Below are 22,678 nucleotides of genomic sequence, written 5' to 3' on the forward strand. Positions count from 1 at the left end.
TATACGGATACCGAGACGATCCGCTTGAAATATACATCTTTCGATGAAATGCCGAAACTTGCTCTCCTTACCCAATGCAGCTTCTGTTCCCGAACATCGGTCAACCCAGTTTGCCTCAGTAGTCCGCTTCGGGCCGCCTGCTCATTGGCTTCCGCCCCTTTGCTCGAACATCCAACCGCAGTTTCATCATCGAGGTTCAGGACATGAGCGTGAACATCGAGATGGATGCAACGAACCGGCTATCGCAGCTTCCTAAGATTGAGGGCGAGCTTGCTACTGGGAGTGATGCCGGACCCGTTCGCCATGGAAGCCATCGACGCTCATGTCGGGAGAGCTGAAATGGCGGCTTAAGGCCATCGAACCGCGATGCCGCAAGAAATAGATACACATTGTGTATCCGTTTGTGCTATATTGACCTTGAAGGAAAAAATGCCATGACCAGCAAAAACGCAACCGGCAGCCATAAACGCCCCGTCAATTTGAAGGTTCGTGAGGACGTCCGCGTCCTGATCGACCGTGCCGCCAAGGCCCACGGGAAAACCCGCTCGGATTTCATGATCGATGCCGCGCGCCGCGCCGCCGAAGACGCGCTTCTCGACCAGACATTGGTGCAGGTCGATCCCGACAGCTATAAACACTATCTGGCCGTGCTCGACCAGCCGCCGGGCGGCGAAGGCTTCGAACGGCTGATGAACGCACCCAAACCCTGGCAGCCGTAATGTTGTCAGCACCGGTGCTTCTCGGCGAAGCGCACGATCTCCAGCTCTTTGACAGCGGGCACGACAGCCTCGATGAATGGCTGCGCCGCCGGGCGCGGGCCAATCAGGTCAGCGGCGCCTCGCGAACGTATGTGGTGTGCGAAGGCGAGCGCGTTGTAGGTTATTATTGCCTGTCATCGGGGGCGCTCGCGGTCGCAGATGCGCCGGGAACAATCCGGCGCAACATGCCCGATCCCGTTCCCATGGCGGTGCTTGGCCGTCTGGCCATTGACCGCAACTGGCAGGGAAAAGGTATCGGATCCGCACTGTTGCAGGACGCCGTGCTGCGCACCGGACAGGCAGCGCATATCATGGGTATTCGCGGTCTCGTCGTTCACGCAATCTCCAACGAAGCCAAGGCCTTCTATGAGCATTATGGGTTTATGGCCTCGCCGGCGAACCCCATGACCTTGGTATTGTCGTTGAAAGCTCGATAAGGCCTGAGTCATGGCGGGTTTATCGACGTTGGAGACTTCGGCTCCTTTCACCCATCAAGCGGAAATGGCTCGATAGCCACCCCTCGGCCGGTCTCCACGCCATCGTCGACGCTACCGTGCTGAGGTCTCTCGGCCACCCCACGGGGCAGTTCGGCAAGAACCATCTTGGCGATCTCAACGAGTTTCTGCCAACGGTTCATGAACGTTGCTTTTTCTCCTGCCCTTCCGATCTGCTTGGCGGTACTGTCCGCCCGAACAAGAGACAGATCAGTGAATTTGGCGTTCTGCGGTTCGATGAGATCGACGATCATGAGATCATCCACGAGTTCTTCCCGCATAGGCGACTTACTCAGCCGCCGATGCCCTCCGGGCTGCCGCCCGCGGTTCTAGACCTTGGTAAAGGAAAAGGCATTGATCGGCAGGGCGGTCTGCCCATCAATGGCAAGATCCGCCAGGATTTCGCCGACGACGCTCGTGAACTTGAAGCCGTGGCCGGAGCAGGGCGAAGCGACGACAATGTTCTTTTCGCCTGGCACATGGTCGAGAAGAAAGTCCTCGCTCGGCAGCATTGTATAGCGGCAGGTCGTTTCCTTCATGCGAGGACCGGCAGCAGCCGGAACACGCTTCCTGATGAAGCTGTCAAGCAAATCCCGGTCGGCATCGTTGACGGGCGGGTTTGGCTTGTTAGGATCGATCGGCTCGCGGAAATGTGCGTGCTTGCCGACCTTCACCCCGTCGACGCCGATGGCGGGAAAACCGAAATAGGTGCCTTGCGCACCTTCGTCCCGCAGGAAACAGGGCATGCGCTGCGGCTGCGTGGCGACATCATCCTGCGGCTGATACCAGGCAACCACCTGACGGATTGGCACCGCCGCCTGCTTCAGCTGGGGTATCAGTTCGGCAATCCACGATCCGGTCGCCACGACGATTTTCCCTGCCCGATACCGCCCGGTTTCAGAGATGATCGTCACACCGGCATCATCGGGCTCGATTGCGGTCACTTTCTCGCCGAAGTGGAGGATGGCGCCGTCTTCGACAGCGAGCCTCAGGTAGCCCAGCACAGCCGTCTCGGGACGAAGATAACCGCCCTGCGGGTCAAACAGCGCCATCTCATGATCGTCGAGCTGGAAGGCCGGAAAGCGGCGCGCCATCTCTTCCTTGTCCAGCGCCTCATAGGCCAGTCCGTGGAGTTCGGAGGACGCGCGTGTACCGGCAACGATCTTGCTGTCCGGTGCGCCGATCTGCAACACGCCGGTTATCGTCAGGATCTCAGTGCGCAGGCGTGCCTCCAGCGACCGCCAGTTCTGATAGGCGCGCTTGAGCAGCGGAACATAGGACGGGTCCTCGAAATAGCCAAGCCGGATCAGGCGGCTGTCGCCATGCGAGGAACCCAGCGCATGGGCCGGAAAATAGGCATCGAAGCCGATCGCCCTGACACCGCGGGCTGCCAGAAAGGCGAGTGCAGCGCTCCCTATGGCACCGAGGCCGATAACGGCGACGTCGAAGCTGGCGGTCATGAAGTCTCCTCAGGGAATTGCTGGTGCTGCGGCCTTACGGATCAGTCCGCGTAAGGCTTCGATGTCGCGCGAAAGCGGCCGGTCGTCGGCATAGGCAGGCACGATCGTGCGAACGGCTTTGTAGATAGCATCCGTACCCGTCGCCCTCGACGCGGTACCGACGAGGAATTCGTGGGCCTGCGCAGCCGCCATCAATTCGATTGCCAGGATGTATTCGGCATTATCGATCAGCGCGAGAAGCTTGTTGGCGGCGGCCGTCGGGTGCGCCAGAAAATCCTCCTGCAGGCCGGATGTGATACCGCCATCGGTGGAGGCCGGTGCGGCAAGTCGCCGGTTCTCGTTGGCAAGGGCTGCTGCCGTATATTGCGCGATCATGAGGCCGGAATTGCTGCCGGCATCGCTTGCCAGGAATGGCGGCAGGCCGCTCACGAGCGGATTGACGAGGCGGTCCATGCGCCGTTCGCTCATGGCGGAAATCTGAGCGAGGGCCGTCGCAAGACTATCGGCAGCCTGCGCAAGGGAAGGGGCTACGGCATGTGCTTCGGAGGATATGATCGGCTCCTCGGGCGTGCCTGACACGGCGGGATTGTCGGTGACGGAGGCAAGCTCCTGATCGACGACGAAGGCCGAAATATCAAAGACATCGCGCGCGGCGCCATGGGCATGCGGGATTGAACGCAGGCTGAGCGCGTCCTGCGTCCGTTTGCCTGTCGCAGCTGATATCAGCCCGCTGCCGGCAAGCGTGGCGCGCAGCGAGGCGCCGACGCTGGCGATGCCCTTGGAGGGACGCAGTGCCAGAACAGCCGCATCGAAGGCCGCCATCTGGCAGCCGGCCGCTTCAAGCGTGAGTGCCGCGATCGCATCGGCCCAGTCTAGAAGCCGCTCGGCGCGGGCCAGGGCAACACTTGCGAGCCCGGTCGCGCAGGCTGTGCCGTTGACGAGGCTGAGACCCTCCTTGGCACCGAGCACCAAGGGTTCGAGGCCGATGGCGGCAAGCGCGTCGCGGCCGCTCATATGGCCGCCCTTAACGCGGGCGCTGCCTTCGCCGATCAGCACCAGCGCATTATGGGCGTTATGGGTGAGGTAGCCCGCCGAACCCTTGGAGGGAACGTCGGGAATACAGCCCCTTTCGAGAAAAATGGCGAGATAGCGGACGATCTCGGGACGCACTCCGGAATGTCCGTGGGCAAAATTGGCGATCTGCGCGGCGATGATGGCGCGCACCTCGCGCGGTGCCAGCAATTCGCCGACGCCAACCGCATGGCTGAGAATGATGTTGCGTGACAGTCTGCTCTGCGAGGCCCTGTCGACGACGGTATCAGAAAGCGCACCAACACCGGTATTGATGCCATAGGCCCGCACGCCGGTCTCGACGATCCGCTCGACGATGCGGCTTGCATGCGTGACACGATCCCAAGCCGCTTGCGATAGGCCAAGCGCTTCCCCCTCGGCCACGCGCGCGATATCGCGCCAGCCGGCAACCCTGTCGATGGTGATGGTCATTGGCCGCTTCCGAAATGGCCGATGAACTGGCGGAAAGCCGGCGATGCGCCGCCGCCGAACATTTCGTTCGGCGTGCCGCTGCTTTCGACCAGCCCTTCGCGCATGAAGACGACGCGGTTCGACACATTGCGGGCAAAGCTCATTTCGTGGGTGACGACGAGCATGGTCATGCCCTCTTCGGCGAGCGCGCGCATGACGCGCAACACTTCGCCGACCAGTTCCGGATCGAGCGCGGAGGTCGGCTCATCGAAGAGCATGACCTTCGGCTTCATGGCGAGCGAACGGGCAATGGCCGCGCGCTGCTGCTGGCCGCCTGAAAGATGCGCCGGGTAGGCGTGGCGCTTGTCGGCAATACCGACCTTTTCGAGCAGCGCTTCGGCTTCTGCGATGCATTCGGCCCGCGGCCGCTTCAAGACATGGACCGGCCCTTCGATGACATTCTGCAGGATGGTCATGTGGGACCACAGATTAAAGGACTGGAAGACCATGCCAAGTTCCGAGCGGATATGGTCGACCTGCTTCTGGCTCGCCGGTTTCGTCTTGCCGTTCTTGTGGATCATCTGGATGTGTTCGCCGTCGACCCAGATTTCGCCATCGCTCGCCACTTCAAGAAGGTTGATACAGCGCAGGAAAGTAGATTTGCCGGAGCCCGACGCGCCGAGCAGCGAGATCACGTCGCCATCTTCGGCATCGAGCGATATGCCGCGCAGCACTTCATGGGTGCCGAAGCTCTTTCTGATATTGCGGACCGAAAGTCGGGTTACGCCGGGCATGGAAGCTCCAATCACGTTCAGTCGGGTTCAAGCCTTCAGCGCCGCCGGAATGGCGCGGCGATGTCGGGACAGCCAGTATTCCAGCAGGGACATGGCCTGCAGGATGATGAAGTTCAAAACGAGGTAGATGATGGCCGCACAGAGAAAGACTTCCATCGTGCGGTAGGTCTGCGAAATCAGCCGCTGTGCAACGCCCGTCACTTCCCAGACCGTCACGAGGCTTGCGAGTGCGGTCGATTTCATCATCAGCACGATTTCGGTCGAATAGGCCGGCAGCGCATGCCGGAAGGCGATCGGCGCCAGGATGCGGCGCACCATCAGGAGGCCGGACATGCCGATCGCGCGCGCGGCCTCGATTTCCTTCGGCGAGACGGCGCGAATGCCGCCGCGGAAGATCTCGGCCGAGTAGCCGGCAGTGCAGAGTGCGAGCGAGAGAACCGCGCAGACCATCGGCTCGCGCAGGAAGGGCCAGAGGAAAGAATAGCGGATGACGCCGAACTGGCCGAGCCCGTAAAAGACCAGGAACATCTGGATCAGCAGCGGCGAGCCGCGGAAGACGAAGATGTAGCCCTTGGCGAAGCCGGAGAGGATCGGATTGCCGCTGACACGCATGGCGACGATGACGAGCGCCAGCAATCCGCCAAAGAAGATCGACAGGAAGAACAGGATCAGCGTCGTCGGCACCGCCTTCAAGAGCGTGACCATGGTGCTGAAGAGGAAGGCAATGTCCATCTGTTTCCCCCTATGCTTGGCCCATGGCCGAAGCCGGCATGCTGCGATTGGCCTTACGCTCGGCGCCGTTGAAGACGCGGTCGGACAGGCTGGTGAGGATCAGATAGAGCGCACCGCCGACGATATAGAAGAGGAAATATTGCCGGGTCGAACCCGCGGCGACCTGGCTCGAACGCATCAATTCGGCAAGGCCGGTTACCGAAATCAGCGCCGAGTCCTTCAGGCTGAGTTGCCAGACATTGCCGAGGCCGGGAATGGCAAGGCGCAGGACCTGGGGAACGATGATGCGGCGAAACCGCAGGCCGCGATGCATGCCGATCGCCGAAGCCGCCTCAAGCTCGCCCTTGGAAATGGCGTTGTAGGCGCCACGATAGACCTCCGCCTGATAGGCGCCCGAGATGATACCGACGGCAAGCGCGCCGGCGGCAAAGGATGGCAGGCCGAGAAAGCCTTCATATCCCATGGACTGGCCGATCGCGGTAATGGCCGAAGAACCGCCGAAATAGATCAGATAGATGATCAGCAGTTCCGGAACACCGCGGAAGACGGTGGTGTAGATATGGCCGATCGTGATGAGCACGAAATTGCTGGAGAGCTTCGCGGCTGCGATGATCGCGCCGAGCACGGCGCCGATCGCAAGTGCGGTGGCGGTCACGCAGAGCGTCAGCAATGTGCCGAGGAGGAGGAACGCTCCCCACCCGGTTGAGCCGAATCCAATCAGTTCGAGTATCGCCATGGGCCTTCCCAGCGCTGTCTTCGTCGTGATGACGGGCGGTCAGAATAGCACGTGGTCTCCGATCGCAAAGCGGAGACCACGGAACGCGGATTCCCTCGAACGCTTAGTTCTGCGGGCTGACGTCGACCTTGAACCACTTCATGGAAAGCGTCTTGACCGTGCCGTCGGCGAGCGCCGACTTGATCGCCTCGCTGAACTTGTCGCGCAGGTCCGTATCGGCCTTGCGGATGCCAAGCCCTTCGCCCTCGCCCCAGATCGAGCCGACGATTTCCGGACCGGTAAAGGCAAGCGCGCCATTGGCAGCTTCAAACGCATTGTTGAAGTAGACGGCATCGTCGAAGCCGAGGTCGATGCGACCGTTCTGCAGGTCGAGGTCGCGGTCGGCACCCGTCTTGTATTCGCGGATCTCGGCGATGCTGCCGAAATTGTCATAGACGAACTTGGCATAGACGGTTGCTGCCTGAATGCCGATCGTCTTGCCCTTGAAGGCTTCCTTCAAGGCTTCGATTTCCTTCACGCCAGTCTGGCCGGGCGTCATCTTGATGGTTGCGCCGGTGCCGGAAGCGTTGGCAAGCGGGCTGTCCTTGGCGGTGGCGAAGGCTGCCGGCGTTGCAGCATAGGGAATGGTGAAGTCGATGACCTGCTTGCGCTCGTCGGTGATCGACAGCGCGTCCATGATGACGTCGAACTTGCCGGCATTCAGCGCCGGGATCATGCCATCCCAGTCGGATGCGACCAGGGTGCATTCGATCTTGGCGCGTTCGCACAGGACCTTGGCAAGCTCCGGTTCGAAGCCGCCGAGCGACCCGTCGGCATTGGTGAGGTTCCAGGGAGCGTAGGCGCCTTCGAGCGTGATGGTCGCCTTCGTCCAGTCCTTGGCAGATGCAGGAGCCGCAAAGGCTGCTGCCGTCATCGCGCAGGAAAGAAGAATCGTGCTGAGCTTCATTGATGTGATCTCCTCTGAGATTGGACAGACCTTGCGGTATGAATGCCGATCTTCGCCGGCTTGCCCGTCCTGATCCTTTGTTTCATTTTTGGATCGGCAGGTTGTATAGGGTACCATATGAGATATTTTGTGATATGCAAGTGGAAAGTCGATTTAAAAGGCAGATTCCATTCATGCAAAGGGAATAGGCAATGAAGCGTTCCGGCGAGATGAAGCGCGAACTGGCGGAAAATGACGGCGGCCCGCTTTATGCTGGCGTCAAGCAGGTCATTCTCGACCGGATCCGCAGCGGCGAATGGCCGCCGCGACATCGCGTGCCCTCCGAAAACGAGCTGGTGGTGGAGCTCGGCGTCAGCAAGATGACCGCCAACCGGGCGCTTCGGGAACTGGCGAACGAGGGCGAACTCCTCCGCATTCAGGGCGTCGGTTCCTTTGTTGCGGAACGCAAGGGCTATTCGGCGCTCTTCGAGGTGCGCAATATCGCCGACGAGATCGCCGAGCGTGGCCATATCCATGAGGCGACAGTCATCGTTCTGGCCGAGGAGCCGGCCTCTCCGGAGGTTGCCGATGCGCTGGAGCTTGAGATCGGCGCGCCGGTTTTCCACTCGCTGATCGTCCACAACGAGAACGGCGTGCCTGTGCAGATCGAGGACCGCTTCGTCAATCCGGGGGCGGTGCCCGACTATCTGGCGCAGGACTTTTCGACGCTGACGCCGAATGCCTATCTGACGGCGGCCGCACCCCTCAGCGCATCGGAGCATATCGTCGAGGCGGTGGTGCCACGCGCCTGGGAATGCAAGCTGCTGACAATCCTGCAGAATGAGCCATGCCTTGCCATCCGCCGCCGCACCTGGTCGGCCCGCCATGTGGTCTCGACGGCGCGTCTTGTCTATCCCGGACATCGCTACAGGCTGGAAACGCGAAGCGGCAAGATCTTCGAGGAATAGGCTAGTTGTATATGGAACTTTCCTCGAAAAAGCGATTTCCCTAGCCCATTCCATGATTTTACGCCTTGTCGATCGAGATGGCGTAGCAGAGCGCCTGGCCGGAAAGATCGGGCCTGCCGCCATCGCTTTCTTCAAGCAGCATTGCATCGCCGGCGTCGAGTTCGATGCTCTGCGCACCTGTTCGCGCCGCCAGAGTCCCATTGGCGCAAAAGAGCAGGAAAATCCCTTTCGCAAACGCCAGGCTCTTCTTTCCATCGATGAAATGCCGCGCGACTGCGTGCCTCACGGTACCCCGCCTGCTCATCACGTTCAGGTCGGTGATTGTGCCATCCGGCAGCGTTGCCGAGACGGCGATATCGGCGGCAAAGGCGAGGGGTTTACTCTCCTGCGTCAGGAGCACCGGCTCACGCCCCTCAATGAACAGCCGCATACCCTCGCCTTCCAGGATCGACAGCGTGCGGTCGATCCCGGGAAAGACGGAGAAAGGCCCGTCGGAAGCAACGGTAGCGGTGCTCACCCGCCAATCGAAATCGGCAAGTCCTGCGCCCTCAGGCGAAATGGCGATCTCCACCGTTTCGCCGCCACCGTTCTTCCACGGCATGCGCTTGTGACCGGCAGCGCGCAGGACCTTCATGGCTCAGTTTCCAAGAATGCCGGGCAGGCGCAGGCCCTTTTCCTTGGCGCAATCGATGGCGATGTCGTAGCCGGCATCGGCATGGCGCATGACACCGGTCGCCGGATCGTTCCAGAGAACATTTCCGAGGCGGCGGGCCGCATCGTCGGTGCCGTCGGCGCAAATGACCATGCCCGAATGCTGCGAGAAGCCCATGCCGACGCCGCCGCCATGATGCAGCGAGACCCAGGTGGCGCCGGAGGCGGTGTTGAGCAGAGCGTTCAGGAGCGGCCAGTCGGAGACGGCATCCGAGCCGTCTTTCATGGCTTCCGTCTCGCGGTTCGGCGAGGCGACGGAACCGGAATCGAGGTGGTCACGGCCAATGACGACGGGCGCCTTAAGCTCGCCATTCTTGACCATCTCGTTGAAGGCAAGACCCAGACGGTGGCGGTCGCCGAGGCCGACCCAGCAAATGCGTGCCGGCAGGCCCTGGAAAGCAATGCGCTCGCGCGCCATGTCGAGCCAGTTGTGCAGGTGCTTGTTGTCGGGCAGCAGCTCCTTCACCTTGGCGTCGGTCCTGTAGATATCTTCGGGATCTCCGGACAGGGCGGCCCAGCGGAACGGACCGATGCCGCGGCAGAAGAGCGGGCGGATATAGGCCGGCACGAAGCCCGGGAAGGCGAAGGCGTTTTCCAGTCCCTCGTCCTTGGCGACCTGGCGAATGTTGTTGCCGTAATCGAGTGTCGGAACACCGGCATCCCAGAAGGCGACCATCGCCTCCACATGCGCCTTCATCGAGGCGCGCGCGGCAGTCTCGACGGCCTTCGGATCGCTCTCGCGCTTGGCCTTGGCTTCGGCAACGGTCCAGCCGACCGGCAGGTAGCCGTTGCGCGGGTCATGCGCCGAGGTCTGGTCGGTGACGATATCGGGGCGTGGGCCGCCGGCCTTCATGCGACGAACGAGTTCCGGGAAGATTTCGGCGGCATTGCCGACAAGGCCGACCGACTTTGCTTCGCCCGCCTTGGTCCAGCGCTCGATCTTTTCCAACGCCTCATCGAGCGTATGGGCCTTTTCGTCGACATATCGCGTGCGCAGGCGGAAATCGATGCGGGTCTCGTCGCATTCGACGGCCAGGCAGCAGGCGCCGGCCATGACGGCAGCGAGCGGCTGGGCGCCGCCCATGCCGCCGAGGCCGCCGGTCAGGATCCACTTGCCCGTGAGATTGCCGTCATAGTGCTGGCGGCCGGCTTCCACGAAGGTCTCGTAGGTGCCCTGCACGATGCCCTGCGTGCCGATATAGATCCACGAGCCGGCCGTCATCTGGCCGTACATGGCAAGGCCCTTCTTGTCGAGCTCGTTGAAATGATCCCAGGTCGCCCAGTGCGGTACGAGGTTGGAATTGGCAATCAGCACGCGCGGCGCATCCTTGTGGGTGCGGAAGACGCCGACCGGCTTGCCGGACTGAACCAGCAGCGTCTCGTCTTCGTTGAGCGTCTTCAGCGTCGCAGCGATACGGTCGAAATCGTCCCAGGTGCGGGCGGCACGGCCGATGCCGCCATAGACGACGAGCTCATGCGGATTTTCTGCGACGTCAGGATCGAGATTGTTCATGAGCATGCGCAGCGGCGCTTCGGTCATCCAGCTCTTGGCGTTCAGCTGATCGCCGCGCGGCGCACGGATTTCGCGGATATTGTGGCGCGGGTTTACGGTCATGATGATGGTCCCTTTCTAGCGTTTCAGACCAAGCGCGATCTCTTCGATCCGCGTCAGAATGGATTTGAGATGGATGCGCAGATTGTCGGCCTCCTCGCCGTCATAGGCAAAGGGCGGCGCTTCGGTTGCAAGATGCGTGGATTGTGCGAGCTCCATCTGGATGGCGTGCACGCCGGTTTCCGGCTTGCCGTAATGGCGCGTCGTCCAGCCGCCCTTGAAGCGGCCGTTGAGGATGCTGTCATAACCCGTCGCAGCCGAGGCGATGGCGACTGTCGCCTCTTCAATTGCCGGATCGCAGGTCTTGCCCATATCCGTGCCGATGTTGAAATCCGGCAGCTTGCCCTCGAAGAGGAAGGGAATGTGCGAGCGGATGGAGTGGCAGTCGTAGAGAACGGCGACGCCATGAATGGATTTGACCCGTTCGATCTCGGCCGCAAGGGCGCCGTGGTAGGGCGCATGAAAATCGCGCAGCCTGACGGCGATATCGGCCTCGGTCGGCGCGGCCCCATCCTTCCAGATTGCCTTGCCGTCGAAATCCGTCTGCGGGATCAGCCCGGTCGTGTTCTGGCCGGGATAGAGGCTGGTGCCTGAGGGATCGCGGTTGGCATCGATCACGTAGCGATGGAAAGTCGCGCGCACCGTGGTCGGATTGTCGAGCAAGCCGTCGTAGAGCTGGTGAATGTGCCAGTCGGTATCGGCAAGCAGCCGGCCATTCTCATCAAGGCGTTCCCATATATCGGCCGGAACCTCTGTGCCCGTATGGGGAAAGCCGAGGATGACGGGGGAGGTGCCTTGCTTGACCTCAAAAACAGACATGTCAAACCTCCAGAGCGGGCAGGATGCCGCTTGAAACGGATGCGTTGAGACCGCCGCTCGCAATGAGCATCGTCGCCGCCTTCAGATCGTTCGCCATGTAGCGATCTTCCTCCAGCGACGGCACAACAGCGCGGATAGCCGCGATCGCTTTCTTGAGCTCGGGGCTGGTCGCAAGCGGTGCGCGAAGCTCCACCCCTTGTGCGGCGGTGAGCGCCTCGATGCCGATGATTGCAAAGAGATTTTCGGTCATCGGCAGTAGCCGGCGCGCGCCGTGGCAGGCCATGGACACATGGTCTTCCTGGTTGGCCGAGGTCGGCGTCGAATCGACGGAGGCTGGGTGCGACATCTGCTTGTTTTCGCTCATCAGCGCGGCGGATGTGACTTCGGCGATCATCAGGCCGGAATTGAGCCCCGGCTTCTTGGCGAGGAAGGCCGGCAGACCGTAGGAAAGGGCGGGATCGACAAGCAGCGCGATGCGGCGCTGGGCGATCGCCCCGATCTCGCAGACGGCAAGCGCGATCTGGTCGGCGGCAAAGGCAACGGGTTCGGCATGGAAATTGCCGCCGGAGACGACGGAATTATCCGACAGAACCAGCGGATTGTCGGTCACCGCATTGGCTTCGATCGCGAGCGTGCCGGCCACCGAGCGCAGGAGATCGAGGCAGGCGCCGTCGACCTGCGGCTGGCAGCGGATGCAATAGGGATCCTGAACACGCTCATCGCCCTCGATATGGCTCTGGCGGATCGGCGAGTTTTCGAGCAGGGCGCGTAGGCCCGCTGCCGTGTCGATCTGACCGCGGTGGCCGCGCAGCGTATGGATATCGGGATGGAAGGGTGCGGACGAGCCCATGGCCGCATCCGTCGACATGGCGCCGGTAATCAGCGCCGATTGCGCCGCCCTGTGCGCACGGAAAAGGCCGGCAAGCGCAAGGGCCGTCGAGGTCTGCGTGCCGTTGATGAGCGCCAGGCCTTCCTTGGCTGCCAGCACGACGGGTTGCAGCCCGGCTTTGACAAGCGCCGTTGCACCATGCAGCCTCTCGCCGCCGAAGAACGCCTCGCCGTGGCCCATCATCACGGCGCTCATATGGGCAAGCGGTGCAAGATCGCCGGAGGCGCCGACCGAGCCCTTTTCCGGGATGACCGGAATGACGCCGCGCGCCATCATCGCTTCGATCAGCCGCACAATGTCGAGCCGCACGCCGGAGGCACCACGGCCGAGCGAAACGAGCTTCAGCGCCATGATGAGACGCACGACATTTTCCGGCAGCGGCTCGCCGACGCCGCAGCAATGGGAAAGGATGAGATTGCGCTGGAGTGTGGCGACATCGGCGCTGTCGATCTTGATCGAGGCAAGTTTGCCGAAGCCGGTATTGATGCCGTAAACCGGCGCATTGCCGGCAGCGATCTCGGCAATACGTTTCGCCGCCTTGAGGATCCCCGCATCAAAGGAGGGATCGAGTTTTGCCGGAACGCCGGTCCAGTAGATGGTGGCGAGATCCTGAAGTGAAACGGAACCCGGATGGAGAGTGATGGTCATCGGTCGATCCTCTCGCCCTTGAAGATGTGCGCATAAAGCGGGTTGAAGCCGATGCGATAGACGAGCTCGGCCGGGCTCTCGATATTCCAGACCGCCAGATCGGCGGACTTGCCGGCTTCGAGCGTCCCTGTTTCGGCAAGCAGGCCGAGCGCGCGTGCGCCCTCGCGGGTTGCCCCGGCAATGCATTCTTCCACGGTCAACCCGAACAGCGTCGCCGACATGTTCATGGTGAGCAGCATGGACGTCAGCGGCGAGGTGCCGGGATTACAGTCCGTGGCAATTGCGATATGCACGCCGGTCTGGCGCAAGGCCTGAACCGGTGGCTTCTGCTTTTCGTTGATCGCGTAGAAAGCGCCCGGAAGCAGCACGGCGACCGTGCCGGCCGCAGCCATTGCCCGCGCGCCATCCTCATCCAGATATTCCAGATGATCGGCCGAAAGCGCGCCGTAGGAGGCTGCGAGTTTTGCGCCGCCGAGATTGGAAAGCTGCTCGGCATGGAGCTTGGCGGGAATACCAAGCGAACGGGCCTTGTCGAAGACTCGGCCAATCTCGTCGACCGAGAAGGCGATGCCTTCGCAGAAGCCGTCGACGGCATCGACGAGGCCTTCCGCATACGCCCGTTCCAGTCCAGGCAGGACCACTTCAGTAATATAATCCTGATTGCGTCCCCTGTATTCGACAGGTGTTGCATGAGCACCGAGATAGGAGGTGACGACCCGCACGGGTCGGACATTTGCGAGCGCGCGAGCAGCGCGCAGCATCTTCAGCTCCGCCTCGATGTTGAGGCCATAGCCGGATTTGATCTCGATGGTGGTGACACCTTCGGAAAGCAGCGTATCGAGCCGCGGCAGCGCGGCCTCGACCAGGCCCTCCACGGACAGTGCATTGGTTGCTTTCACCGAGGAGACGATGCCGCCGCCGGTGCGCGCAATCTCTTCATAGGTGGCACCCTCAAGGCGCATCTCGAATTCCCGCGCCCGATTGCCGCCATAGACGATATGCGTGTGGCAGTCGACGAGGCCCGGCGTGACCCAGCGGCCTTCAAGATCCGTGATCTCGGCCGTCTCGATCAAGGCGGACGGCAATTCGCCTTCTGGCCCGGCAAAAAGGATACGACCGCCTTCGCAAACGATGGCGCCTTTGTCGACAATGCCGAGGCCCGTCAGATCCTCCCGCAGCGTCGCAAGGCGCCCATTGCGCCAAAGCGAACGGGCGGCGGAGCCGCGACCCGATCCGGAAAATTTGTTCCCACTCATCAGCTTTACGCCTTTCTTTATGGGTTAATATGTATATACATAATAGTAGTGGTGACAAGTGGAAATTTATGGCCCTGTGCACAAAGGCAAGCGGTGGGCCAATAAGAAAGAAGGGGAGCAATCATGACGAAACTTCATGGAACGACTGCCTTGCTGGCCGAGGGCTGGCGCAAGAATGTGCGCCTGACGCTCGAAAACGGCCGCATTTCCGCAATCGAGACGGATGTCGCGCCTAATGCCGATGACGAGCGCCATGCCACCCTTTTGCCGGCTATGCCAAACCACCACAGCCATGCCTTTCAGCGGGCGATGGCGGGGCTTGCCGAAGTGCGCGGTCCGGCCAATGACAGCTTCTGGAGTTGGCGCACTGTCATGTATAAGTTCGCCCTGTCGATGACGCCTGACCATGTCGAGGCGGTGGCAGCCAAGCTCTATATGGAAATGCTGGAATCCGGCTTTAGCCGCGTCGGTGAGTTCCATTATCTGCATCACGACAAGGACGGCAGCCCCTATGCCAATATCGCCGAAATGGCCGAACGGATCGGTGCTGCGAGTGCGGAGACCGGCATCGGATTGACACTGCTGCCGGTTCTCTACGCCCATTCCGGCTTCGGCGGCGCCGCACCCATTGAAGGACAGCGCCGCTTCATCAACTCCGCAGACAGTTTTGCGCAGCTGATGGACGGCTGCCGAAAAGTCACGGACCGGCTCCCCGGCGCTGAGATCGGTGTTGCGCCGCACAGCCTGCGCGCCGTCACGCCGGACGAGCTGTCTGTCGCGATCGGGCTTGCCGGCGACGGCCCCATCCACATTCACGTCGCCGAACAGGTCAAGGAAGTCGAGGATTGCCTGGCGTGGTCCGGCGCAAGGCCTGTCCAATGGCTGCTTGAGAATGCACCGGTCGATCAGCGCTGGTGCCTCATCCACGCGACCCACATGACCGATGACGAAACACGCCAGATGGCAAGGAGCGGCGCCATTGCCGGCCTCTGCCCGATTACCGAAGCCAATCTCGGCGATGGGACATTTTCGGCGCCCCTGTTCCTGTCGGAAGGCGGGCGCTTCGGCATCGGTTCCGATTCCAACATTCTGATTTCCATCGCCGAGGAACTTCGTCAGCTCGAATATTCCGAGCGTCTCGCGCTGCGTGCCCGCAATGTTATCGCATCGACGGGCGGTTCCACGGGCCAGGCGCTCTTCGAACAGGCACTTGCTGGCGGTGGCGCGGCATTGAAGGCGCCGGCGGGTCTTGTCGCCGGCAACCATGCCGACATCATATCGCTCGAGACCAATGCCGTTTCCTACCTCTCCGAGGACCGGCTTCTCGATCACTGGATTTTTGCCGGTGGTGTGTCGGTCGACTGCGTCTGGTCGCTCGGCCGCAAGCAGGTCGAAAAGGGCCGGCATCTGCGCCGCGACCTGATTGACCGCCGCTTCATCGCCGCGATGAACGAGCTGTTGGCAGCATGACGACCTTTCCTCGGCGCTTCCCAGGCGTTACAGCGGAGGAAGAGCCGGAGCGTGATGATGAATGAACCAAAGGAAACGACCTTACACCAGCGTATCCTCACGGATATCGAAGGTCGCATCGTCTCGGGCGAATGGCCGCCGGGTTACCGCATTCCGTTCGAAATAGAGCTGACGAAGCAATATGACTGCTCGCGTATGACGGTGAACAAGGCTCTGAGCCAGCTGGTGAAATCCGGTCTCATCGAGCGCCGCAAGAAATCCGGCAGCTTCGTCATCCAGCCACAGGCGCAGTCCGCAGTGCTCGAGATTCACGATATCAAGGCGGAGGTCCAGTCCCTCAATCTCGCCTATTCCTACAAGGTCGCAAAGCGTATCCGCAGGAAGGCACAGGCGCAGGACCGGCAGATGCTGGACCTGCAGCAAAATTCCAGTCTCGTCGAAATCATCTGCACCCACTACGCTGGGACGCAACCGTTTTGCCTGGAAAAGCGATTGATCAACCTGCAAACAGTGCCGGAAGCCGCAGATGAGGAATTCGGGGAAACCGCACCTGGTCCCTGGCTTCTGAGCCAGGTTCCGTGGAGTGCGGCTGAACACAAGATCTTTGCGATCGGCGTGGAAGAGGAAGAGGGCGCCATGCTTTCGATCCCGCCGGCCACCGCATGCCTCGTCGTCGAACGCCGCACCTGGAACAAGTCTGGACCGGTCACGCATGTGCGCTTTGTTTATCCCGGCAATCGCCATGCGCTTTATGCGCGCTTCACACCGGAAGCGGTGAAGTAGGCCGGATTTCCGAATGAAAAGCGTCCGGTCACCTCGTATGACCGGACGCCCGTTATTGCCGCCGCACTGGGCCGACAGCTTCTCATAGAAAGCGGTTTCAGCGCCGTCAACATCCCGAAATTCAGGGTATTGCGTAAGTTCACGCTTACCTTAAATCATTGGACGCTCACGGATTATTGCCCGCATTTCCTGGAAGCAGGCGAGCAATGATTTTGCCTTTGCAGTGGAAACCGGCCCGCTTTCATCGACGATATCGAGGACGCCAATTGCGGCGATGTGGACGGCTGGCGGAGCCGAGCGCGCAGCCTCCTTGACGTTGCGCGCCATAGATCCGTTGGAAGCATCGGAACCCGTGCCCGCCCATGGAGCACGCGAGACAGCTCAGTCGATGTTTAGTTATGGCGCGATCAGCGTTGAAAATGGGCGCGATGTCCAGGAAAGCGCAAATGGGCCGCGGCGCAGCTGATAATTTTTTAGTCGTGAAACCAGATGCTTGTGGACCATTCGATAATGCAGGAGGATAGCGGCTCGCCTGAGTAAGAAGGATATTATCCCACAGCCATGAAATGGAACTGGCGTGATGCTGTCGCCGGCCTTTCGGTCGCCGGTCTTCTGCTCCCGGAAGCGATTGCCTACTCCTCAATCGCGGGGTTGACGCCTCGCCATGCGGTTACCGCAACAATCGCTGGATGTACGGCCTATTTCTTCATTGGCCGTTGCCGTTTCGCGGTTGTTTCACCGACATCGTCCTCTGCCGCGATCCTCGCGGCAATGCTCATGTCTATGGACGTGCCCGCGTCACAGAAGGCGCTATTTGCAGCTGTTGTCGTCGCGCTTGCAGGTCTTGTCTTCCTGATTGCCTCGGCGATGGGGCTTGGATACTTGGCTGGCGTAATATCCAGACCTGTCCTGCGGGGCTTCGCCTTCGGTACCGCCCTTCTGATCACGATCAAGCAGTTGCCGACCATTTTTGGCTTGAGCAATGCTGATATCCAACCTTGGGAAATCCTCCGTTCCGCTCTGGCGCGGTTTCACGAATGGAACCTCATCAGCCTCGGGCTCGCGCTATTCGCATTCGTCTGCCTTCTCGCCATGCGCCGTTACCGCGAGATTCCGGGCAGTCTGTTTGTGACTCTGGGGGCTGCGGCGATTTCTTTCCAGTTCAATCTCGAGGGTCTGGGCGTGCCGGTCGTCGGGCCTGTCAGCCTCGCGATCGGTTGGGACGCGTTCGCCGCGCCCGATTTGCATGGTGTCGAGCATATTGCTCGCTACATCCTGCCTCTCGTGCTGATTGTCTTTGCCGAGTCCTGGGGCACTCTACGAAGCCTATCGCTGCTTCATGGTGAAGTCGTGGACGCAAACCGCGAATTGCGCGCAATCGGGGTGGCCAATATTGCAAGCGCTCTTGTCCAGGGCATGCCGGTCGGGGCCGGCTTCTCGGCAGGGTCCGCCAGCGAAGCGGCGGGATCGCAGAGCAGGCTCTCGTCTTTGCTCGCCGCAGCTTTCCTCGCTGCTTTCTGCCTTTTCGGTGTGAAACTCCTCGCTTATATTCCCCAAACGGTACTCGCCGCCGTGATCGTGAGCGTACTCCTACACTCGCTCGATCCATCTCCGGTCATGCATATTCTGCGTGTCGGTCGCGACCGGTTTCTTCTCATCTTTGCTGCCTGTGGCGTGCTTCTGTTCGGTGTCCTGAATGGCATGCTAATCGCGGTTGCGCTTTCATTCGTCCTGTTTTTGAAGCGACTTACGGTCGCGAGGGTGATTACACTCGGCAGACTTCGCCAGACACGCGATTTTGTCGACGTGGAACGCCATGCCGACGCCACCGAGATCGCCGGCATTGGCATATTCAGGCCAGCTCAGCCCCTCTTTTTCGCCAACGCCGAATTGGTATTATCGGAAATCGCGACACATGCGCTTTCCAATAGAAGCACGCTTTCCGTCATCGTCAGTCTGGAAGAAAGCGTCGATCTCGACAGTACCGGCTTCGATGCTCTCGTCGAATTCGACACGTTGCTGCACAAGGCCGGCAAGCGCGTCTATTATGCCCGCGTGCATGACTGGATCAGGGATCTGATGGAATCGGCCGGCGAAGCGGAGTTGGCAAGCCGGTGCAATTTCAGTGTCGACGATGCCGTCACACAGGCTGCGGCAGACGCCGCGAGTCCGACGGAATGAAGCCGGCATTGCCGGGCAGAACAGCGAGCGCCGCAGACGTCATGCGCATCCGGCCACGAAGTTCTCCGATCCGACCTCGCCAAGATCAACTGGGTCCGCACCGGACGCTCTGATGTCCGTTGTCAAGACTCTGGACGCACGAGACTAATCGCTCGGCGGAGCGGTGGTCAAGGATGCACGCTCATAGGTGGAGACGGGACCTGAAGGACGTCGGTGATCAAGCTCTGATGCGCGGATTGGATACCGCATTCCCGAATTTGCGTCCGGGGCTCTTCCCGATCTTACAACGGGCGTCGGCACGTGCCGGCCACAAAGCATCCGTCGGGAATTCCCCTGCCGTAGTCCCGCCCCCGCCTATGAGCGGGAGGGTGCTTCCTGCCAACAAGGCAGTCGCAAGTTCAAGCGGCTTTAATCTCTCGAGCGACTGACCACATGAAGCCCGCAAGTTCGCGCGCGATCGCGGTGCAGACCACCGTCGTCTTCTTTCCTCTGGCGCTCAGGGCTCTGTAGCGGGCCGTCAGGCGCGTTTGTGCCTTCCAGGCGATCTCGCGCACTTTCGGCGGAGCGGCTTCCAACCGGTAGAGTTTCGTCTTTCCAATCTTGGGCGGGTGTCGATACGTCCAGGCGCTCTCGACGAGGAGGCTGCGAACGCGGCTATTTCCGGCCTTGGTGATACCTCCTTTCCGTATGGTATCTCCGGTCGAACGTTCGCCGGGCACAAGGCCGAGGTATCCCATGAGCTGGCGAGGGTTGTCGAACCGAGAGACATCGCCGATCTCTGCCACAAAAGTGACGGCGACAATCAGATTGACCCCGCGCAGAGTTTGTAAGGCAACCACAAGGGGACCGAGCGACCAGGAAGCAACGAATTCGGCGATAGCCTCCTCCAGTCGCATCATTCGCCCCTTGGCAACACGCACCGCATCAACCATCTCCTGCAGTGCTATCTGATGCGCCGGATGATCAAACCTCTGCTCTTGAAGCCAGCGCAAATAGCGCATCGTCCAACCTGTCTTTTGAGGATAGATCCTGCCATGCTTCAGCATGAAGGCGCTGACCTGCTGGCGATGCACGCGCAAGCATTCTACGGCAGCCGTTCGTGCACGAACCAGGTCGCGCATTGCCTCGTGTCCAGCGTCAGGCACCCAGACAGCCGTCAGTTCGTCAGCACGAAGTAGCTTTGCCAGCGAAACTGCATCGCGCCGATTTGTCTTAACCCGGTCTCCCGGCTTCTTTGGGATGAGCGAAGGCGCAACGACGATGCAGTCGTAGCCCATCTCGGTGATGAGGCGATGAAGGCCATAGCCTGTAGGGCCGGCCTCGTAACAAAAGTACAGCCTTTCATGTTTTGCGGCCAAGCGCTTCACAAAACGCCGCATATTCTCCACGGACGCATCGATCTCACCGAGATAGCGAACTTCACCACCCCGCTCGCCGTCTGCCAGCGCAATAGCGTTGCGTGCCTTCGATACATCGATACCAACGAAAACTTCTGTACAATGCTTCACGGCTTGTCCTCCTGCCAGGGAGGATCGGCTCGGCCTATCCGAGCAACCCTCGCAAAGGGAGTGTAGGGCAAGCCACCCCCGCCAGAAGGACATACGGTCTTACGCTTCCTGCGCTTCCGGAATGAGGGGCGGCACCTGGATGACGACAGGTTTGTTCGCTCCGGATTCGATGAGCTCGAACACCTTGTTCAGCATACCCGGCACGTCCTGGCGCACCATTTCGATGCCGTTTCCAAGCAGGGTGACGAAGGGGTCCCAGTCGAAACAACCGAGCACCAGACTGCGATCGTCGAGATGGCCGGAGCGGCGGATCCAGCGCATGACGCCTTCGAGCGAGATTGTCGAGTTGACGAACATGCCCTTGGGCAGTGCATTGCCGCCAAGGGCTCGCTCGTCCAACGCCTTTTCAGCCTTTTCCGGCGCATAGCCGCAGGCAAGGATATTTTCCTCATGCACGGCAACGCCGAGGTCCGCATGTGCCTCGCGAAAGCCGCGGATACGCTCGGCGGTGTTGTGGTCGCTGCCGCGGCCACCGATGAAGAGCAGCGGCTCCATCTTGCCGAGGCGTTGCTCGCTGTTTTTCAGGATGCGACGTGTCAGCTCGCGTGCGCCGGCGAAATTGTCCGAGATGACGGAGGGGGCAAGCGCGCCCGGCAGGTCGAGATTGAGGCTGCGCACGCCGGCAGCCGCGCACATTTCGGTAATACGGTCGGGGTCCGTGGCCCCCGTCGCGATCAGGCATTCGACCTGATAGGAGAGCATGGTGCGCGCTGCCTCGACCTCCAACTGAGGGTCGCGGCGCGTGCAGGTGATGATCGGGAAAAGGCCGCGCGCACGCGCCATGTCCTCGAAGAGTTCGACGATCGAGCCGAAGTAGCGGTTGTCGTATTTCGGCACGATCATGCCGATGATGTGGGACTTTTCACGCCTCAGCAGGCTTGCCTGCATGTTTAGCGCATAACCCTGTTCCTCGGCGATCCGCATGATCTTTTCGGCAAGCTGGCTGCTGATCCTGCGCTTCTTCCAATTGCCATTGAGCACGGCGCTGACGGCGCTGGCGGATGTGCCGGCAAGCTCCGCCAGATCGTAAATCGTCGTCCTCTTCGTCTGCTTCACCTGATTCAAAATGTCGTCTCCGTTTGACTGTAACTTGACATCAATCGGAGGAAGTGGCAATTCTTGCTTCATCGATTGAGCAAGGTTGCGCAATCGATGATACAAACCGGCCAGCAGGCCGGTGCAGGGAGGTATTTCTAAGAAGCTGCGGAGAGGTTGTCCTTTTGCGGGGGGCGCTTTGCTCGTCGTTTTCATGCCGGCGAAGGCTGCGGCGAGCGGGCGAACCGTGGTGACTTCCAGCAATGCCTGGGCCTGTCTTTCGATCACACCAAGGAGGAGAAAATGAATTATCGCAATTTGCTTATGGCCTCGGCGACCGTTTTCATCGGTTTTGCCGGCATGGCCTCGGCTCAGGAAGCGGCGACCGTCGCGTTTCTGATGCCCGACCAGGCATCCACGCGCTATGAGCAGCACGACTTCCCGGGCTTCAAGGCCGAGATGGAGAAGCTGTGCCCGAAGTGCACGGTGATCTATCAGAACGCCAATGCCGATGCCTCGCTGCAGCAGCAGCAGTTCAACTCGGTCATCGCCCAGGGCGCCAAGGTGGTCGTTCTTGACCCTGTCGATTCCGCCGCTGCAGCCGGCCTCGTCGAAATCGCCCAGTCCCAGGACGTCAAGGTCATCGCCTATGACCGCCCGATCCCGGACAAGCCGGCCGATTATTACGTCTCCTTCGACAACGAAGGCATCGGCTATGCGATCGCCAAGTCGCTCGTCGAGCATCTCAAGGCTTCAGGCGTTGCCGACGGCGCAGGCGTGCTCGAGATCAACGGCTCGCCGACCGATGCGGCCGCAGGCCTCATCCGCGACGGCATCCACCGCGGCCTGAAGGAATCCACCTACAAGACGCTTGCCGAATATGACACGCCGGAATGGGCGCCGCCAAAGGCGCAGGAATGGGCTGCCGGCCAGATCACCCGCTTCGGGGCCGATATCAAGGGCGTGGTTGCCGCCAATGACGGCACGGCCGGCGGCGCGATTGCCGCCTTCAAGGCCGCAGGCGTGAAGCCGGTTCCGCCGGTCACCGGCAATGACGCGACGATTGCAGCCCTTCAGCTGATCATTTCCGGCGACCAGTACAACACGATTTCGAAGCCATCCGAAATCGTCGCAGCAGCCGCTGCCAATGTGGCGGTGCAGATGATCAAGGGTGAAAAGCCTGAGGCCAAGACGGCGCTCTACAATACGCCGTCTCAGCTGTTCATCCCCGCCGTCGTGACGGCAGAAAACATCAAGGCCGAAATCTTCGACAAGAAGATCCAGACGCCCGAGCAGATCTGCACCGGCGAATATGCCGAAGGCTGCAAGAAGCTTGGCATTACCAACTAAACGCACT

21 protein-coding genes are annotated in these 22,678 nt (G+C 60.9%); 7 read left to right on the forward strand and 14 right to left on the reverse strand.

From position 1 onward, the window contains the following. Window positions 1–434 precede the first annotated feature (434 nt). The gene (locus tag AB4Z13_RS28500; RefSeq protein WP_113324334.1) at window positions 435–719 is read left to right on the forward strand and encodes a type II toxin-antitoxin system TacA family antitoxin; all 285 of its coding nucleotides are present in this window, start codon (window positions 435–437) and stop codon (window positions 717–719) included. Continuing rightward, a complete protein-coding gene (locus AB4Z13_RS28505; protein WP_442207376.1) occupies window positions 719–1,195 on the forward strand; it encodes a GNAT family N-acetyltransferase in 477 nt (158 codons plus the stop codon). Before AB4Z13_RS28500 ends, AB4Z13_RS28505 begins: the two co-directional genes overlap by 1 nt. A 47-nt stretch (window positions 1,196–1,242) precedes the next feature. Here AB4Z13_RS28505 and AB4Z13_RS28510 read toward each other — a convergent pair whose 3' ends face one another. From AB4Z13_RS28510 to AB4Z13_RS28540, 7 genes are all read right to left on the reverse strand, one after another. Further along, complete coding sequence (locus AB4Z13_RS28510; protein WP_162748087.1) at window positions 1,243–1,506, reverse strand: hypothetical protein; 264 nt, start codon at window positions 1,504–1,506, stop codon at window positions 1,243–1,245. A 75-nt stretch (window positions 1,507–1,581) separates the two neighbouring features. Further along, a complete protein-coding gene (gene solA, locus AB4Z13_RS28515) occupies window positions 1,582–2,712 on the reverse strand; it encodes an N-methyl-L-tryptophan oxidase (protein ID WP_442207377.1) in 1,131 nt (376 codons plus the stop codon). Between the two features lie 9 nt (window positions 2,713–2,721). Beyond that, a complete protein-coding gene (locus AB4Z13_RS28520; protein WP_113324338.1) occupies window positions 2,722–4,215 on the reverse strand; it encodes an HAL/PAL/TAL family ammonia-lyase in 1,494 nt (497 codons plus the stop codon). After that, window positions 4,212–4,988 (reverse strand): ATP-binding cassette domain-containing protein, encoded by a 777-nt coding sequence (locus AB4Z13_RS28525; RefSeq protein ID WP_037108536.1) that lies wholly within the window; start codon window positions 4,986–4,988, stop codon window positions 4,212–4,214. Before AB4Z13_RS28525 ends, AB4Z13_RS28520 begins: the two co-directional genes overlap by 4 nt. 27 nt (window positions 4,989–5,015) lie before the next feature. Beyond that, the gene (locus tag AB4Z13_RS28530; RefSeq protein WP_113324339.1) at window positions 5,016–5,720 is read right to left on the reverse strand and encodes an ABC transporter permease subunit; all 705 of its coding nucleotides are present in this window, start codon (window positions 5,718–5,720) and stop codon (window positions 5,016–5,018) included. Between the two features lie 10 nt (window positions 5,721–5,730). Then, window positions 5,731–6,456, reverse strand: coding sequence for an ABC transporter permease subunit (locus AB4Z13_RS28535; RefSeq protein ID WP_113324340.1), 726 nt, complete (start codon window positions 6,454–6,456; stop codon window positions 5,731–5,733). Between the two features lie 103 nt (window positions 6,457–6,559). Continuing rightward, window positions 6,560–7,402 (reverse strand): transporter substrate-binding domain-containing protein, encoded by an 843-nt coding sequence (locus AB4Z13_RS28540; protein WP_007817211.1) that lies wholly within the window; start codon window positions 7,400–7,402, stop codon window positions 6,560–6,562. Between the two features lie 191 nt (window positions 7,403–7,593). Here AB4Z13_RS28540 and hutC (AB4Z13_RS28545) point away from each other — a divergent pair, with 191 nt between their 5' ends. Continuing rightward, the gene (hutC, locus tag AB4Z13_RS28545; protein WP_113324342.1) at window positions 7,594–8,349 is read left to right on the forward strand and encodes a histidine utilization repressor; all 756 of its coding nucleotides are present in this window, start codon (window positions 7,594–7,596) and stop codon (window positions 8,347–8,349) included. Between the two features lie 58 nt (window positions 8,350–8,407). Here hutC (AB4Z13_RS28545) and AB4Z13_RS28550 read toward each other — a convergent pair whose 3' ends face one another. From AB4Z13_RS28550 to hutI, 5 genes are read right to left on the reverse strand one after another with little or no spacing between them, the layout of a single operon-like run. Next, window positions 8,408–8,983, reverse strand: a complete 576-nt coding sequence (locus tag AB4Z13_RS28550; protein WP_442207378.1) for a HutD/Ves family protein — start codon at window positions 8,981–8,983, stop codon at window positions 8,408–8,410. A gap of 3 nt (window positions 8,984–8,986) precedes the next feature. Next, window positions 8,987–10,675: a urocanate hydratase gene (gene hutU, locus AB4Z13_RS28555; RefSeq protein WP_113324344.1), complete on the reverse strand. Its 1,689-nt coding sequence runs from the start codon at window positions 10,673–10,675 to the stop codon at window positions 8,987–8,989. A 15-nt stretch (window positions 10,676–10,690) separates the two neighbouring features. Continuing rightward, window positions 10,691–11,491 carry an N-formylglutamate deformylase gene (hutG, locus tag AB4Z13_RS28560; RefSeq protein WP_113324345.1) on the reverse strand — a complete coding sequence of 267 codons (801 nt, stop codon included), beginning with the start codon at window positions 11,489–11,491 and terminating at the stop codon, window positions 10,691–10,693. A 1-nt stretch (window position 11,492) separates the two neighbouring features. After that, window positions 11,493–13,028 carry a histidine ammonia-lyase gene (gene hutH, locus AB4Z13_RS28565; protein ID WP_442207379.1) on the reverse strand — a complete coding sequence of 512 codons (1,536 nt, stop codon included), beginning with the start codon at window positions 13,026–13,028 and terminating at the stop codon, window positions 11,493–11,495. Next, a complete protein-coding gene (gene hutI / locus AB4Z13_RS28570) occupies window positions 13,025–14,284 on the reverse strand; it encodes an imidazolonepropionase (RefSeq protein WP_442207380.1) in 1,260 nt (419 codons plus the stop codon). Before hutI ends, hutH begins: the two co-directional genes overlap by 4 nt. A gap of 123 nt (window positions 14,285–14,407) precedes the next feature. On the opposite strand from hutI, the gene AB4Z13_RS28575 reads away from it, so the two are divergent. From AB4Z13_RS28575 to AB4Z13_RS28585, 3 genes are all read left to right on the forward strand, one after another. After that, window positions 14,408–15,754 carry a formimidoylglutamate deiminase gene (locus tag AB4Z13_RS28575; protein WP_442207381.1) on the forward strand — a complete coding sequence of 449 codons (1,347 nt, stop codon included), beginning with the start codon at window positions 14,408–14,410 and terminating at the stop codon, window positions 15,752–15,754. 57 nt (window positions 15,755–15,811) lie between these two features. Next, window positions 15,812–16,537: a histidine utilization repressor gene (hutC, locus tag AB4Z13_RS28580; protein WP_113324354.1), complete on the forward strand. Its 726-nt coding sequence runs from the start codon at window positions 15,812–15,814 to the stop codon at window positions 16,535–16,537. A 561-nt stretch (window positions 16,538–17,098) separates the two neighbouring features. Continuing rightward, a complete protein-coding gene (locus AB4Z13_RS28585) occupies window positions 17,099–18,718 on the forward strand; it encodes a SulP family inorganic anion transporter (protein ID WP_442207382.1) in 1,620 nt (539 codons plus the stop codon). A gap of 398 nt (window positions 18,719–19,116) precedes the next feature. On the opposite strand, the gene AB4Z13_RS28590 is transcribed toward AB4Z13_RS28585, so the two are convergent. Continuing rightward, complete coding sequence (locus tag AB4Z13_RS28590; protein WP_442207383.1) at window positions 19,117–20,226, reverse strand: IS110 family transposase; 1,110 nt, start codon at window positions 20,224–20,226, stop codon at window positions 19,117–19,119. Between the two features lie 99 nt (window positions 20,227–20,325). Beyond that, window positions 20,326–21,351 carry a LacI family DNA-binding transcriptional regulator gene (locus tag AB4Z13_RS28595; protein WP_310380597.1) on the reverse strand — a complete coding sequence of 342 codons (1,026 nt, stop codon included), beginning with the start codon at window positions 21,349–21,351 and terminating at the stop codon, window positions 20,326–20,328. A gap of 273 nt (window positions 21,352–21,624) precedes the next feature. Between AB4Z13_RS28595 and AB4Z13_RS28600 the strand changes: the two genes are divergently transcribed. After that, entirely contained in the window at window positions 21,625–22,671 is a 1,047-nt protein-coding gene (locus AB4Z13_RS28600; protein WP_113321118.1) for an ABC transporter substrate-binding protein, read from the forward strand. The last annotated feature ends 7 nt before the right edge of the window (window positions 22,672–22,678 follow it).

The sequence above is a fragment of the Rhizobium sp. YAF28 genome, from assembly GCF_052113285.1.
Lineage (GTDB): Bacteria > Pseudomonadota > Alphaproteobacteria > Rhizobiales > Rhizobiaceae > Rhizobium.

Coding starts and splice junctions, on each gene's coding strand:
- AB4Z13_RS28500 (WP_113324334.1), top strand. CDS start 435: ATGACCAGCAAAAACGCAACCGGCAGCCATAAACGCCCCGTCAATTTG.
- AB4Z13_RS28505 (WP_442207376.1), top strand. CDS start 719: ATGTTGTCAGCACCGGTGCTTCTCGGCGAAGCGCACGATCTCCAGCTC.
- AB4Z13_RS28510 (WP_162748087.1), bottom strand. CDS start 1,506: ATGATCGTCGATCTCATCGAACCGCAGAACGCCAAATTCACTGATCTG.
- solA (WP_442207377.1), bottom strand. CDS start 2,712: ATGACCGCCAGCTTCGACGTCGCCGTTATCGGCCTCGGTGCCATAGGG.
- AB4Z13_RS28520 (WP_113324338.1), bottom strand. CDS start 4,215: ATGACCATCACCATCGACAGGGTTGCCGGCTGGCGCGATATCGCGCGC.
- AB4Z13_RS28525 (WP_037108536.1), bottom strand. CDS start 4,988: ATGCCCGGCGTAACCCGACTTTCGGTCCGCAATATCAGAAAGAGCTTC.
- AB4Z13_RS28530 (WP_113324339.1), bottom strand. CDS start 5,720: ATGGACATTGCCTTCCTCTTCAGCACCATGGTCACGCTCTTGAAGGCG.
- AB4Z13_RS28535 (WP_113324340.1), bottom strand. CDS start 6,456: ATGGCGATACTCGAACTGATTGGATTCGGCTCAACCGGGTGGGGAGCG.
- AB4Z13_RS28540 (WP_007817211.1), bottom strand. CDS start 7,402: ATGAAGCTCAGCACGATTCTTCTTTCCTGCGCGATGACGGCAGCAGCC.
- hutC (WP_113324342.1), top strand. CDS start 7,594: ATGAAGCGTTCCGGCGAGATGAAGCGCGAACTGGCGGAAAATGACGGC.
- AB4Z13_RS28550 (WP_442207378.1), bottom strand. CDS start 8,983: ATGAAGGTCCTGCGCGCTGCCGGTCACAAGCGCATGCCGTGGAAGAAC.
- hutU (WP_113324344.1), bottom strand. CDS start 10,675: ATGACCGTAAACCCGCGCCACAATATCCGCGAAATCCGTGCGCCGCGC.
- hutG (WP_113324345.1), bottom strand. CDS start 11,491: ATGTCTGTTTTTGAGGTCAAGCAAGGCACCTCCCCCGTCATCCTCGGC.
- hutH (WP_442207379.1), bottom strand. CDS start 13,028: ATGACCATCACTCTCCATCCGGGTTCCGTTTCACTTCAGGATCTCGCC.
- hutI (WP_442207380.1), bottom strand. CDS start 14,284: ATGAGTGGGAACAAATTTTCCGGATCGGGTCGCGGCTCCGCCGCCCGT.
- AB4Z13_RS28575 (WP_442207381.1), top strand. CDS start 14,408: ATGACGAAACTTCATGGAACGACTGCCTTGCTGGCCGAGGGCTGGCGC.
- hutC (WP_113324354.1), top strand. CDS start 15,812: ATGAATGAACCAAAGGAAACGACCTTACACCAGCGTATCCTCACGGAT.
- AB4Z13_RS28585 (WP_442207382.1), top strand. CDS start 17,099: ATGAAATGGAACTGGCGTGATGCTGTCGCCGGCCTTTCGGTCGCCGGT.
- AB4Z13_RS28600 (WP_113321118.1), top strand. CDS start 21,625: ATGAATTATCGCAATTTGCTTATGGCCTCGGCGACCGTTTTCATCGGT.